General features: G+C 40.3%; 8 protein-coding genes and 1 other RNA gene. 1 reads left to right on the top strand and 8 read right to left on the bottom strand.

The features are described from left to right. Positions 1–45: 45 nt before the first annotated feature. The 8 genes from BacF7301_RS11880 to ssrA form a co-directional block, all read right to left on the bottom strand. Entirely contained in the window at positions 46–1,410 is a 1,365-nt protein-coding gene (locus tag BacF7301_RS11880) for a TlpA family protein disulfide reductase (protein WP_167963049.1), read from the bottom strand. A gap of 84 nt (positions 1,411–1,494) precedes the next feature. After that, positions 1,495–3,405 carry a PKD-like family lipoprotein gene (locus BacF7301_RS11875; protein ID WP_167963047.1) on the bottom strand — a complete coding sequence of 637 codons (1,911 nt, stop codon included), beginning with the start codon at positions 3,403–3,405 and terminating at the stop codon, positions 1,495–1,497. Between the two features lie 33 nt (positions 3,406–3,438). Beyond that, positions 3,439–4,314: a hypothetical protein gene (locus BacF7301_RS11870; RefSeq protein WP_167963045.1), complete on the bottom strand. Its 876-nt coding sequence runs from the start codon at positions 4,312–4,314 to the stop codon at positions 3,439–3,441. Positions 4,315–4,324: 10 nt separating this feature from the next. After that, positions 4,325–5,932, bottom strand: a complete 1,608-nt coding sequence (locus BacF7301_RS11865; protein ID WP_167963044.1) for a RagB/SusD family nutrient uptake outer membrane protein — start codon at positions 5,930–5,932, stop codon at positions 4,325–4,327. 20 nt (positions 5,933–5,952) lie between these two features. Next, positions 5,953–9,159, bottom strand: a complete 3,207-nt coding sequence (locus BacF7301_RS11860) for a SusC/RagA family TonB-linked outer membrane protein (RefSeq protein WP_167963042.1) — start codon at positions 9,157–9,159, stop codon at positions 5,953–5,955. 350 nt (positions 9,160–9,509) lie between these two features. After that, positions 9,510–10,586, bottom strand: a complete 1,077-nt coding sequence (locus tag BacF7301_RS11855; protein ID WP_167963040.1) for a FecR family protein — start codon at positions 10,584–10,586, stop codon at positions 9,510–9,512. Between the two features lie 135 nt (positions 10,587–10,721). Further along, positions 10,722–11,339 carry an RNA polymerase sigma factor gene (locus BacF7301_RS11850; protein ID WP_167963038.1) on the bottom strand — a complete coding sequence of 206 codons (618 nt, stop codon included), beginning with the start codon at positions 11,337–11,339 and terminating at the stop codon, positions 10,722–10,724. A 210-nt stretch (positions 11,340–11,549) separates the two neighbouring features. Further along, positions 11,550–11,946: a transfer-messenger RNA gene (gene ssrA / locus BacF7301_RS11845) on the bottom strand. 154 nt (positions 11,947–12,100) lie between these two features. Between ssrA and BacF7301_RS11840 the strand changes: the two genes are divergently transcribed. After that, positions 12,101–14,941 (top strand): beta-glucosidase, encoded by a 2,841-nt coding sequence (locus BacF7301_RS11840; RefSeq protein WP_167963036.1) that lies wholly within the window; start codon positions 12,101–12,103, stop codon positions 14,939–14,941. Positions 14,942–14,962 lie beyond the last annotated feature (21 nt).

The raw sequence follows: 14,962 nt of genomic DNA, 5'->3' as shown, positions 1-14,962 counted from the left end.
GGAGTTATCTTTTTATTAAACGAACTTCTTCATCATAGCCATAACTTACTTTTTAAGTGCATCATTCAGTACTGTCCTGATGTCCGGAGAAGATGGGCGGGGAGCATTGGCAGAAATCAGATTTCCATTCTTATCTACTAAAACGAAGCGCGGAATACCACTGATTTTATAAGGTTTCATCAACTTTTCAGAAGCGTCGTCGCCTGCGAATATCTGAATCCCCGGCAGCTTTTCCCGTACGAGAAACTCTTTCCATTTTTGCATGTCTTTGCCTTTGTCTACACTGACACCGATAAATACAATATTGGCATTGTCTTTATATTCAGCTTCCAGCTTCTTTAAGTGAGGCATTTCTTTTTGGCATGGACCGCACCACGTAGCCCACACATCCACATAAACCACTTTCCCTTTGAAATCAGACAGAGCATGAGGTTTTCCGTTCACGTCTGCAAAAGTGAAATCTATCGCAGGATCTCCTTTGGTATTTTTAATGAGTGAGAATCTTTGCTCTTTGAGCCTCTGTCTTTGCTCGTCCGTCGTAAGGTATTTGCTATACAAATCGGCATATTGGTCAAACACGACCAGCACTTTCTTGTTTTTGGCATACAATAAGACCAATTCGGCCCTGACTATCGGGTCTGCCGCATTCATCAGTTCTTCATTATCAATAATGCCGGCTTCGGGAGAAGCTGTAAGGTCATTCCCTGTTTTTATATTCTTGCTTTCGCCTGTCCATACCGGAAGAATTTTACTTCGCCCCACAAGTGACAAGCCATGTGGGTAATCCAAAACAAAAGGATCAGCCAACATCTTCTTTAAGTCTATTTTCCTGAAATAATCCGGGAAATCTTCTCGGCGGGGATGTGCCGTGCGAGGAGCAAATAAAAAATTCATGGCTATATCAAGAAGATTCAACTCTCTGTACTTGATGAATGTATTGTTAAACACCTTGTTCGGAGTGTTTATTTTATAATTCATCTCCTTTTCTGTTTTTTCGAGTAAAGGAAAGAAATCAAGGTATGTAGCACGCGAACGCTTCCGCATCTCTTTCAGAGGGGTGGTGAGTTGTTCCCAATTGGAAAGTTCCTTATTCTCCGGCGTATTTTTGCCTGTCAATTCATAACTGCCATCGGTTATCTTCACAGAAAGCTTATCACCCGGCTTAAAATAAAAGTTGTAATTATCAAGTATATAAAATCCTTCCTTAGCGGGATAAAAGGCTAAAATAAACCGGCCGTTTTCATCCACCCTAGAGGATGCCACTTCTTTATAATTACTGTTTTCAATGGCAAATAATTTGATATTTTTAGATTTGCCTTTTTCCCAAACTCCTTCCACAGTGGAAGATATTTGTGCGCTCACTGAAAAAGTGAGCATAAAAAGTGCAAAACACAGAAGACTTCTTTTCATATTCAAAACATTTTATCTATTATATTATCATATATCGAATCCACATTCAATCGGATGCACCTGTATGCATCCTGTGGCTTAGCCTTAAATGAGTGGATCAGGTTGCGAATCATTAACTGTCGGAGTGATTAATCCACCCTTATATACCACATCTATCACTTCGCCTACTCCAGTGAAAACATTAGTCTTTTCATTTTCTGTTCCGGCTAAAGGAAGCAGGCGAGGCACCAGATCGTTTTCCGTATAATTAAACTGGAAAAACTCCATTTTGCCATTTTTCCCCTTGGGCAAGTTAGGATTCACTGTGCCGACAATTACTGTTCCATATTTTGAGCCTCGCGATTGCTGTATTTTCAACCAGTATGAGGAATTCATACTTCCAAGATTATGGTCATCTACAGATTTCATGCAAGTAACCTCTGTATATCCGTCTTTTGTGAATTTGCCGGTTACATCTTCATAGCTGCCCTTGCCCCCGGCATCCCAAAAGCCATCGTCTTTCCCTTGAGGCTTCGACTGGTTGTTTACAGTCAATCCCTGCAATTTAAATTTGTAAATGGTGTTGTCATCCGTTACACAGTATAGGGTCAATGCTCTCTTAAACCAGATTTTAATATTCTTATTCGTCAACACAGAGGGGAAATAAAACCTGCTGAATCCGGCTGTTATCACCCCGTTATTGTCTGTTCTGAACAGCACACCCCGATAGTCCCCTTGAGAACCTTGGAAAATAGCGAAATTATCTTGTACTACCGAATGAGAGGTGCTATTATAGGTCCGGCTCCGGATGTCATCAGCCAAATATACCAATTTCTCGTGAGGGTCTGCCACTTCCGCGTCAGTGAACATCATTTTATCATTAAGCTCTGTTTTGATATCCTGTGTGTAAAAGATATCATTACGTTTATCAGGCTTATTAAACTTATGAAAGACAAATTTCTTATCAGTCTCATTGTACAAGACGCTGACACCGTTAGTATTGTTTGCATTCATAGCAACGAACGGAGCCGGTTTGTAATGCTTCGTTTCGATTATTTGTCCTTCATCATTATATACAAGCATACGGTTGATCGGTTGATCGATATAATACCAGGAACCACTCGTGTTTTGAAAATACCAGTCGTCGTTATACAGGAAATAAGCACGCGTCTGGATTCCTGCCGTATTGGGGCCTCTCGCCACTATTTTTTTGGCTACTACATTCTGATTGGCCAACGGAGACCATGGCTCTATTATGGATGAAATGGAATATTTGTCATCATATGAATAATCACCGGGAGCAAGCCGGGTTGTAATTTTGTCCGTCAATACATAAAATGCGTAATTATCCCGCCCTACTTCGGGTGCTGTGATGTCCCATAACGCTTCGATACCATAAGGTTCGGCCGAAAGGTCCAGATTCTTGATACTGCTGAACAAATCAGTCACTAAATGATATTTCAATTCATTCTTAGCTACTACATCAACATCAAATCCGTTTTCTTTTTTACATAAAGCCACATATCCGTATTTTGCACGGGAATGTACGCTGACCCTAAACATCCATATTCTCTTGACTCCGGTTTGGTTATTGACTGCTTCAAAAGTGAATGAATAGACTCCCGATTGAGATGTGGTTTCCATACCCCATTCTTCCGCCATAGGGTGCATAAGATCTTTCTCTTCTGAAATAACTTGAGCGTCTTCCGGTTTGGTCTTACCTCGCAGATAACCGTACCATTTGAATGAATAATCCGCCTGATCGTCTGATATGAAAGCTAATTCCGGTATTAATACCAGATTGTCGCCCGCTTCTACAGTAACATTGTAAAACTCCTCGTTTTCTCCTATGCTGATATAATCACCGGTGGCATCTTTCACCTTAAACTCTGCTATGTCAATATCATTAATTTCCGAATAATCATAGTTCCCTTTGTCTTCGTTGCATGAAAAGAAGAACAAGAGTACGCTCAGCAAGAGTACACTCCTATTGAATAGATTAAATTTCTTTTCCATATTACTTCTTATTTATTTATCTACCTTAAACTTTTAATTTACTGCCGGTGTATGAAGTGTATTCCACCAAACTCCCCATTGAATGGGTTCCGGATATTTATCTTCATTATCTTGTAAATAGAATTGCACCAATGCTTTCCATCTGGCGAATATTTTTGTTCCACCAAATCTACTGTTGAATATCCTTTCGGCTTTCTTGTAAATCTCTTTATCGGGCTGTGCATCCAGTTCTTCTTGGGTATACTCTAAAGAGGCAAGTGACAGTCCGGTAGCCGCCAGAAATATTTCTAGTTTCTGAGGGGTATATTCTCCCAGATAAGCCTTCATTCCGACTCTTGAACTTTCATGATAGAATTCTTCCCACATGCGTGGCGGAACATTTATTGAGGAAAAATAAAAGACTCTGAATTCCGTACTGTTTTTGATCTCTTTGTCTCTATTTCCTTTTTGCCTGTTATAATCTGTAAGGAACATATCATTTTCCAGTAGTTTAAGATAGGCAATCAGTGTATCCCCATTGTTTTTCAATTTGCCGGAATTCAATAGTTGTACTTGAACGATACCTTTGCTTGCTCCCGCTGCTACAAATGCCTGCTTGATTATAAAATCGGCTCCTTTTTTTGCCATATATTTTTTCCCATCGGCAATGACTGTGTCTTTAAGCTGCACATTGATAGGACGGTCGATATCGGCAATCCCCCCCAATAATGAGATTTCAATATCAATAATAGAGTCTTCTTTAAATTCAACAGTGTTCATCTCTTTTAAATTCACATACATAGAATCTACTTTGCCATTATCTCCGTGTTTAAAGTAGACCCGATCCTGCACGGAATAGCTTACTACCTGTTCATGTTCGCATGCAATCAAAAAGGCAGCCAATAAACTTAATACTATATATTTTTTCATAATCATGCATCTAAATGTTAGTTTCTATAGTCGGTATGTCTATGATGTACGCTTTTTCTTTATCCTGAATTTGCAACATTGAATTTGCGGTATTCGAATCACAGAATGTATTCTGTTGTCGTCTTTTGTTGAAGAAAAACAATTGTCCTTCCCCGGCAAATTCACAGTAATATTCTTTCCGGATAAAATCCATTAAAGCATTTTTAATTTCGGGATCACTGGTATCGATTGGGTTGTTGGAATGACCGAAACGATAGATTTCATTGACCATTCTGCGTTCCATATGTTCATTGAACATTGCTACGGCATCATCGTAAAGCCCGGCTTCAACTTTAGATTCGGCAACAATGTAAAACATCTCTGCCAAACGGATAAGGGGCTGTTGGTATGCTTTTGATTGTGTTGTTGAGTTTGCCGGCTCTTTAAAGCGTTTTTGGACAAAAACCTTGGTCACCCCACTCCCTTCGCCAAATATATTGGTACCTGTCCCTACGTCTGTTCCGTTATTTTCCGTCCAGCACTCTCTTCTGAAATCACCGAGTGCCACATCCGGATTATCATGCCCGGAAGGTTTGGCAAACATATAATTATTCAGCATTTGTTGGGACACAAAATAACCGCTTAATACTTTTGACCCATAGTAACGGCTATTTCCGTCTGTGTACATATTTAAGTAGTGGATTCCAAATATCACTTCTGAGAAGAATGTATAGTCAGCTTCACGTAAAGCTGTATGCCATTGGAATGGTTTTCCTTCTCCTACCGCCTTAAGTACTTCTTCGGCAGCCACAACCGCTTCTTCGGTATTACCCATATATTGCAATACTCTGGCCTTAAGCGCCAATACGGCATAGTAGTTCATCCTGCGGTTTCTATTCATATAAAAATCATCGATTACCAAATCCGCCGTGACAGCATCAGGATTGGTTAGTATAGGATCTGATTTTTCCAACAGGCTTTCTGCCGTCCGAATATCTTTCAGCAGTTTCTTAAAGAAGTTCTCTGTGGTTTCTTCCCGTAAAGAATACAATTTATTGACTATTTCTTCTGATTTGTCGGTAAAGTCCAAATCATTATAAGGCAACCGCTCTTCCTGCAAGTTTTTCGGTTCATAAGTTTTGCCGAAGATTCTGAATAAATCAAAATGAATATATGCGCGGATTGCATAAGCTTCTCCTAAAAGAATATTCTTTTTGTCGGTATCTATCGGGAGATTCATCTCTGCGATTGACTTAAAGTAATTGTTTATTCTGAAAGACAACGTGTATCCACTTTTCCATATAGCGCTGAAAATAGATTCGATATTGGCTTCTGTGTATCTGTGGTTGCTCAATTCTTCAATCATCGTAGCCGCATTTTCAGAGGTGTTGATTCCCCTGTCATTATATACAAAACGATTGGCCATAGCTTCGATAGCGGTCTGACTTAAATAAGCGCCGTACAAATTGGAAGACATCATTTCACGGTAAAAACCATTCAGTACTCTCTCCGTACCTTCGAGCGTAGTAAACTGGGTCTTTTCTGTCTCATTTCCCAATTGTGCTATATCAAGCCAATCGTTACAACTTGCAAACAGCATACCCAGCAATAGAATGAGATTATATTTGATTGCTTTCATTTTTCTTTCATTTGTTTAAATTAAAATCTTGCACTGATACCTGCCGAAAATGATCGTTGGAAAGGATAATCCAATCCACGTTCCTGCTTCATGGAACTTATCACGAATAACTCCTGCATGGAAAAATGGACTCTGAAATCTTTGAGATACAGTTTCTTGATCCACTTGTCTTTGGTGAAATCGTAGGAGATTTTAAAGCTTTCTCCCCGAAATTGATTGTCTTTTTGTATGAAACGGGATGAAACCGGCGTATTGGGAGTAGAACCTGCCACGATATTCTTAAATTGGGCAATGTCTCCGGGTTGTTTCCAGCGGTCATACAAGGCACGACGGTCTTGATTATATACCAAAGAAGTTTTTCCTATGTTTTCCACTTTTTGATACAGAGCTCTGTTGAAGTTGTAAGCACCCAATTTGTAACGGAAGAACATAGAAACTTCCAATCTTTTATATGTGAAACTTGTATTGAACACTCCTTGAATATCCGGACTACTATTTGCAATAGGCACACGGTCGTCCGCATTATAAGTGAATGTAGGCTTACCGTCTTTAGTTAAGAATATTTCGTTTCCGGTGGCAGGATCGATTCCTAACGAACGTACCGCCCATAGGGTGGAAGGACTTTGTCCATCTTCATATTGGAGCAGTGAATTGATGTTCTGACTGGCGTTTGTTCCTTCTTCTTCAGAAGCTCTTTGATATGCCCGGTTCAGTTCTGCCAGTTTATTATCAAAATTGCCATACTTGGAAGATGTTGTCGAACCGGTTAATCCAACGCGTAGGAAAATCCGTTCTTTTGTATTTCGGATGATGTTATAATTGATTTTAAACTCCATTCCTTTCGTATCCAGAAAGCCTACGTTGATAGGGAGACTTCCCACACCAGTAGAAGGGCGTTGTGCCAGACTAACTACCAAAGGATTTGTTTTTGTCTTATACACATCAAATGTAACATTCAAACGGTTGTTGATCGTTGTAAAGTTCAAGCCTGCCGAGAATTTCTTGGCAATCTGCCATTTCAGGTCGGGATTAGCATATTGGCTCAAATAAGAAGCCAAGCCGAAAACATCATTGCCGGGATAGTATTGGTAAACATCCTCATTTACATTGCTTACATTCTGGTTACCGTTGATTCCATACGTCGTTCTGAGTTTGAATTCCTGCAACCATTTCCAACTTTCCGCAAAAGCTTCCTTGTGTATATTCCATCCCAATCCTACAGACCAGAAATCCTGAAATTTCTTGTTTTTCCCAAAAGAGTTTGCCCCGTCTAAATTGTAGTTGAAGTCAAAGAGGTAGCGATACTTATAATTGTAGTTGAACGCCAACAAGAAAGAAGCCGATCTGTTCTTTCTTATGTTATATCCGGGTTTGCCGTTTTCCGGATAACCGGTAGCATAACTTGGAATCCCCATCACTCCTTCGGGAAAACCGGTCACTGAGAAGTTTTTACCGTTTTTATTCATTTCTTCTATGGCAGCTCTTCCTATAAAGGTCAAGTTGTGTGACTCCAGAAACGATTGCCCGTAGCTGATGCTAGTATTGGCACGATATCCCCAGTCCGAATTGTACGAACTATTATAATTTCCTTTTTTCGTATAATCGGTTTGATCTCTATAATCACTGTGACGCGGATCTTTGAATGATTCCGAGTCCGCTTTGGTTGTAAAAAGGCTTAACGATGCCTGCCATCTCCATTGGTCGTTTATGAACCAGTCGAATGAGGTATTATTGGTTAAGTTGAAAGAGCTGCTATTGTTATACCCAAAAAGCATCGCATTATAATAAGGATTGACAGCAGAGGCTGAATGGGTATCGGTCTGACCGTTCATGATTTTAATCTCATCCAACATCATTGGAATGGTTCCGTCGTCATTTTGCATTCTAAAATACGGATTCGCATTGGCAAAGGACTGGAAAGAGCCCCAGTTGCCATTGTCCGAATTGGTAATGCCCACGGTCAAGTTGTTGGCGATATTTACTCTACCGGTACGATAGCTTACCCGTACGTTTCCACCGAATGATTCACGGTCGGAGCCTTTCATGACTCCTTCTACTTTTCTGTAATTAACACCTATCTGGTATAAAATAGATTTGGAACCACCAGAGATATTTAAAGAGTGGTCATGTGTGAATGCAGTCCGTATGGGTACTTTAAGCCAATAAGTGTCTATGCCCTGTGCCAAGCGTGCCAGATTATCATTATAAAGTTTGATATTACTGCTGTTATTCAGGAAATCATTCAAATCTCCATAACGTCCGGCCAGTGCTTCAAACTCTAGTTTTTCCTCTGCATTCATCATGCTGTATGCACTGAGATCGGCTATTGCAAGTTGGAAATTTGCGCTATAATTGACCATCAATTCACCTTCTTTAGGCTTTAAGGTTTCTACTACCACTACACCATTGGCACCTTTTGCACCGTAGATAGCGGTAGAACCGGCGTCTTTTAGTAAAGTAATGGATTCTATGCGGTTAATGTCCAAGTCATTAATGGTTTCCAGTGTAGTCTCAAACCCGTCCAAGATATACAAAGGTTGATTGGAGTTGGCACTGTAATCATCGATGTCGGTTTTAAAGTCGACCGTAGTACCTCCGCGCATGGTTATGGTAGACATGGTATTAGGGTCTGAACCTGCCAGATTGTTATCCATTATTACAAAGGATGGATCCAGGGACTTTAATGCCTGAACCAGGTTTATACCACCTACGGATTTTAATTCCTCTTGACTGACAGTGGTATATGAACCCGTAAATCCCAGTTTATTTCTTGAAATAATACCGGCATTTATCACGACTTCATCCAACATTGCATTAGGCTCCAAAGTAATCCTATAATATGAAGTTCCTTTTTGGAGTTTTATTTCCTTAGTTGTCATACCAACGTATGAAACAACTAATATTCCCGGGTCTTCAGCAGCAATCGTGAATTTCCCGTCCATATTGGTAGCCGTGCCGATTCCCGTATTCTTTACTTGAACAGTCGCTCCAATAATCACTTCTCCTTTCTCATCCCTGACAAGCCCCTGGATTAGTTGCTTCTGTTTAGCTTGTTGCGGAACTACTTTCTGTTCGCCTGCACTTTTTTTCAGAATAATCTGACGGTCATTTATTTCATAGGTGATAGCCGTTCCTTTCAACACCTGTACTAGGATTTGCTCCACACTCTGCTTCTCTACTTTTACAGATACTTTTTTAGATGTATCAAGTAGATCTGTACGATACATAAAAATGAATTCACTATGTTTTTCAATATACTGAAAAATCGCTTTAATAGAAGTTTGTTTAAATTCAAAAGTGAATTTTTGATTTTGTGCGTATAGGGAATTGCTCGAATAACTCCAGACAGAAGTCAATAAGAATCCCAGTACAAACATAATTTTCGTTAATCGATTCATTATGATTGCGTTTTTCAACTTTATTTCCATAATTTTGTAAGATTGATATAATACCAGAATCTGGTGTTTTTCACTTGATCCGGGCAATATTTGCGGTATTGCCCGGATTGTTAATTAGATAAAATTTTCATGTTATCATACGTATTCCTTTTTTAAGATTAAACATTCAGTTTCAGATTTTATTGTACGATTGTCTCTAGAGGCGTTAACATATAAGCATTCTCCTGTTTTGAGAATGAGAATCTCCCTGTAACGGATATTCTTTTCAGTGCTTCATCTATTCCACATTCCAAATCTATTTTACCCGCTATTTTTATATCTGAAATATTATCTGCACAATGAATATCAACTCCGTAATACCGGCTCAATTTTGCCAGAATTACATTCAACGGATCATTATTCAAAGACAATATACCTTTAGTCCAAAGTATATATTCTTCTGCATCTACCGAAGATTTTTCAATCAATCCGTCAGATAAAATTACGGCTTTGTCATCAGGAGAAAGAGACATCTCTTTGCCCGATTTGCTTTTCACATTTACTTTGCCACGTAGTAAGACAACTTCTGCATTTTCGAATGTGTTACTATAAGCCTTTATATCAAAAGCAGTTCCCAACACCTGTACTTCAAATTGTGCTGTTTTCACGATAAAAGGAGCAGACTCATCCCGTTTTACATCAATAAAGATCTCTCCATCTACAAAGATTTCACGTTTTTTTTTCTCAAAATGCTTGGGATAAATCACTTTTGTACCTGCATTGATATGCAAACTAGAACCGTCAGCAAGAATCAAACGGGTATATTTACCTTTAGGAACAATTATCTGGTCATATAGGTCTTCCGTTGTATTCTTAGCAACCTTTTCTTTATCCACACTCACAATTCCATCTTGTGAATAAGCTACCGTAGCTCCTTTCTTCACATGAAGAACTTCTTCCTGAGAGACAATTAAACGGATATCCTCTCCTTCTATAGTTTCATTTGACATTTGGGCTGCTACTACGGAAATATCCGGCTTATCATTCAAAGAACACCATTCAACTCCCACCCATATACAGCCAACAAATGCAGCAGCAGAAGCTAATGTCACAAGTATATATTTCTTTTTCCTTCTTTGTTTTTTCTTTTCAATGCCTTCTTTTATTTTACCCCATATCTCAGCCATTTCCTCTTGAGAAGGAGTTTCATTCTGCATTTTAAAATAATTTATAAGATTGCGTATAGTGTTTCTGATATCCATTCTATTATATTTCATTTTTATCCTCTTTTATAATTAGAATGGCATTAAAAGAAAAACCTACTCACTAATCGAGCATTTTTTTCAAAGAAAGTTTAGGAGAAGTGCAGTCGTTTTTATATTCATCTAATAATCAGGATGATATAATCACTATTATCTTATAGATAATACTATTTTTATAAGGAACAATTGACATATACCTAACGCACATGCATCTTGAACCATTAAACTACGTAATTTCGCCAAGGCCCGACTGGATAAGTTCATTGATGATTGTATATTCATATTCATGACATCGGCAATCTCTTTATACGAAAGGTCTTCCACATAACGTAAATAAAGAACAGTCTTTTGATTTGGAGATAACTGCGAAATTGCCTCTAATAGACGGTGAGCCAACCATATATCACGATCATTTTTAGGAAATAGCTGATCAAACAGGTCTTCATTGACCGGAATATGGAAAACTGAATTATCCAATGAATCGGCCTCTTTATCTGACATCAATTTATAAGTAAGATTATTCCTTAAAGCCCTTAACAGATAAGAGCGAACTGTTACGCTGGTAACATTGATACGAGTATTCTGATATAAATTTATAAAAAGGTCTTGAATACAGTCTTTTACCAATTCCCTGTCTGTACTACACCTCAAGCCATAATTCAACAGAAGAGGGTAATATCTTTGATAAAGTATCTCCAAAGCCTTTTGATCACCTTTTATCAAAAGATTCCACAGAACTTTATCATCCATTTTATTAGAGGCGGTCATGCTTTCGTTGTTTTAATTGTAATGCATTGCAAATATATTCCAATATTCAAAAACAAAAAACTTTTTTATTATAATTAATCATGATAGCTTTAGAATTCCGGCAATCATTAGTACTTCAAATAGTTGGGAGAGTAAAAGAGGGGGCATTAAAAAAAGAAAAGTTCCTGAATTATTAAAATTCAGGAACTTATCAAACCTATTATTTAGACTTTGTGGAGCTGGAGGGAATCGAACCCTCGTCCAAACGAGGAAATCATAAGCTTTCTACATGCTTATCTTTGCCTAAATTTTCGTGCAGGAACAGAACCAAAGCCATCAATTCCTGCCTTATCCTCTAAAGTTTCATCAAAAGTGCGAGGCCGCCTTTGACTATCCCCGATGTGACTGCACCACTGAACCGGAATGCTTCGGAGCAACAGCTTCCGAGTGATGTCTCGTCCTGGCACCTAGTGCCTGGATTAAGCTAATCTACTGTGATTCGATTAAGCAGCAAGAGCGTAATTAGTTTCGCCAGATAAAATTTTGATAACTGAGATTTAAGTGGAAATTACCGACCCACTGCATGCTTACCTACCATTTCTGCCCGCTGTCAAATCCAGTCAACCCCAAATTCTTATTCGTACAGAATAGCGATTGTTCAGAACGCTTTCCAAGGGTACAAAGATAGGAAATGTTTTCGGAATTACGAGAAGACGTTAGCAAATATTATATCAAAGCACTATCTTTACGGGGTAAATTTATTCTTAACACAAAAAAATATTATGAAGAAACTTTTACTTACCAGCTTATTTCTAGGAAGTTGTGCACTCCTCCCAGCACAGAAAACGACTAGAATACCTGCTATTTATAAACCCGTCCGTACGGAAATGTACAAGAAAGGATGGATAGACTTCAATAAGAATGGAGTCAAAGATACCTACGAAGACCCGACAGCACCTATCGAAGCACGTATAGAAGATTTGATCGGCCAAATGACACTGGAAGAGAAAACATGCCAAATGGTGACTCTTTACGGATACAAACGGGTCTTGAAAGATGATTTGCCTACTCCCGAATGGAAAAACCAGCTTTGGAAAGACGGTATCGGAGCTATTGACGAGCATCTGAACGGTTTCCAGCAATGGGGACTTCCACCATCGGATAATGAATATGTATGGCCGGCCTCTAAACATGCCTGGGCGCTGAATGAAGTGCAACGTTTCTTCATTGAAGAAACACGGCTCGGAATTCCTACGGACTTTACGAACGAGGGTATTCGGGGAGTAGAGAGTTATAAGGCTACCAACTTCCCTACCCAACTGGGATTGGGACATACATGGAACCGACAACTTATTCATCAGGTAGGAATGATTACCGGACGTGAAGCACGCATGCTTGGATATACCAATGTATATGCCCCGATACTCGATGTAGGACGCGACCAGCGGTGGGGACGCTATGAAGAAGTATATGGGGAATCTCCTTATCTGGTTGCGGAATTAGGTATAGAAATGGTGAAAGGTATGCAGCACAATCACCAGGTAGCAGCTACCGGAAAACACTTTATCGCTTATAGCAACAATAAAGGCGCACGTGAAGGAATGGCCCGTGTAGACCCTCAGATGTCACCACGTGAAGTGGAGATGCTCCATGTCTACCCTTTTAAAAGGGTTATCCGCGAAGCGGGATTGCTCGGTGTGATGAGCTCTTATAACGACTATGACGGCTTTCCGATTCAGAGCAGCTATTACTGGCTGACTACCCGCTTGCGCGGTGAAATGGGATTCCGTGGATATGTGGTTTCGGACAGTGATGCCGTAGAATATCTTTATACCAAACACGGGACTGCCAAAGATATGAAAGAAGCCGTTCGCCAAAGTGTGGAAGCCGGACTGAATGTGCGTTGTACATTCCGCTCTCCGGATTCGTATGTATTGCCGTTAAGGGAGTTGGTGAAAGAAGGCGGATTGAGCGAAGAAATTATCAATGACCGTGTACGCGATATTCTGAGAGTGAAGTTCCTTGTCGGCTTATTCGATAATCCTTATCAGACTGATTTGAAAGGAGCTGATAAAGAAGTAGAAAAGAAAGAAAACGAAGAAGTCGCTTTGCAAGCCTCCCGCGAATCTATCGTACTCCTGAAAAACGAGAAGAATGTACTGCCGCTGGATGCCTCAAGTATCCGAAAGATAGCAGTCTGCGGGCCGAATGCGGATGAACGTTCGTATGCGCTGACTCATTACGGCCCTTTGGCAGTAGAGGTTACTTCTGTCCTAAAAGGTATTCAGGAAAAGATGAAAGGCAAAGCGGATGTACTTTATACTAAAGGCTGCGACCTGGTAGATGCCAACTGGCCGGAATCCGAATTGATTGACTATCCTCTGACGGATGAAGAGCAAAAAGAAATAGATAAAGCTGTCAGTCAGGCAAAACAGGCAGATGTAGCTGTCGTAGTGTTAGGTGGTGGACAACGCACGTGCGGAGAAAACAAATCCCGCAGCAGTCTCGACTTACCCGGCCGCCAACTTGATTTACTAAAAGCGGTAGTGGCTACCGGCAAGCCTGTCGTGTTGGTTCTTATCAACGGACGTCCCTTATCTATCAATTGGGCAGACAAGTTTGTCCCAGCTATTCTTGAAGCATGGTATCCGGGGTCTAAAGGTGGGATAGCAGTAGCAGATGTACTCTTTGGAGATTATAATCCCGGTGGTAAACTGACTGTAACTTTCCCAAAAACCGTAGGTCAAATACCCTTCAACTTCCCTTGCAAACCCTCTTCCCAGATTGACGGCGGCAAGAATCCGGGAGCGGACGGCAATATGTCTCGCGCCAACGGTGCATTATATCCTTTCGGATACGGGCTAAGTTATACCACTTTCGAATATTCCGACTTGAAAATCTCTCCGGCCATTATCACTCCCAACCAAAAGACTTATGTCTCTTGTAAAGTGACCAATACCGGAAAACGGGCAGGAGACGAAGTGATACAACTGTATGTGCGTGATGTACTGAGCAGCGTCACTACTTATGAGAAGAACCTCGCCGGATTTGAGCGGGTACATCTGAAACCGGGCGAGACAAAAGAAATCACTTTCCCCGTCGACCGCAAGGCACTGGAGTTATTGAATGCCGATATGCATTGGGTAGTAGAACCGGGTGATTTCACATTCATGCTAGGAGCCTCTTCTACGGATATTCGCCTGAACGGAACGCTGACTGTTGTTGAACCGGGGCAAACACCTGCTGCAAACACTACCAAAGACAGTAGTCCTGTCAGCGCCAGCACCAACGCAGAAACAGCAGATAATGTAATTGATAATAATTTAACTACGTCCTGGGAAGGCAATAAAGGAGATTACATTACCTTTGCCTTACAGAACGGAGCCAAAATAGACGGAGTATCCATTGCCTTCTCCCGCGAGAACGGACTGGAGACAGACTTTGAGATACAACTGTCCAGTGGCGGCGGACAATTCCTCACTGTATATTCCGGCACTGTGAAAGAGTACAACCAACTGTTGGACTTCCGCTTCAAAGGAACTACCGCCAGCGATTTACGCATTGTATTAGGTAGTGACCGGGTGGGAGTAGCAGAGGTAAAACTGCCTCAATTAAAGAAATAATAATCAATACAAGAACAATCC

The sequence above is a fragment of the Bacteroides faecium genome (assembly GCF_012113595.1).
GTDB lineage: Bacteria > Bacteroidota > Bacteroidia > Bacteroidales > Bacteroidaceae > Bacteroides > Bacteroides faecium.
Note: the sequence above shows the minus strand (reverse complement) of the source record. Positions and strands in the feature narration are given on the sequence as shown.

Bases quoted from the DNA above. Each gene is read 5' to 3' on its own strand.
- BacF7301_RS11855 (WP_167963040.1), bottom strand. From the start codon at position 10,586: ATGAAATATAATAGAATGGATATCAGAAACACTATACGCAATCTTATA.
- BacF7301_RS11870 (WP_167963045.1), bottom strand. From the start codon at position 4,314: ATGAAAAAATATATAGTATTAAGTTTATTGGCTGCCTTTTTGATTGCA.
- BacF7301_RS11860 (WP_167963042.1), bottom strand. From the start codon at position 9,159: ATGTATCGTACAGATCTACTTGATACATCTAAAAAAGTATCTGTAAAA.
- BacF7301_RS11840 (WP_167963036.1), top strand. From the start codon at position 12,101: ATGAAGAAACTTTTACTTACCAGCTTATTTCTAGGAAGTTGTGCACTC.
- BacF7301_RS11865 (WP_167963044.1), bottom strand. From the start codon at position 5,932: ATGAAAGCAATCAAATATAATCTCATTCTATTGCTGGGTATGCTGTTT.
- BacF7301_RS11875 (WP_167963047.1), bottom strand. From the start codon at position 3,405: ATGGAAAAGAAATTTAATCTATTCAATAGGAGTGTACTCTTGCTGAGC.
- BacF7301_RS11850 (WP_167963038.1), bottom strand. From the start codon at position 11,339: ATGACCGCCTCTAATAAAATGGATGATAAAGTTCTGTGGAATCTTTTG.
- BacF7301_RS11880 (WP_167963049.1), bottom strand. From the start codon at position 1,410: ATGAAAAGAAGTCTTCTGTGTTTTGCACTTTTTATGCTCACTTTTTCA.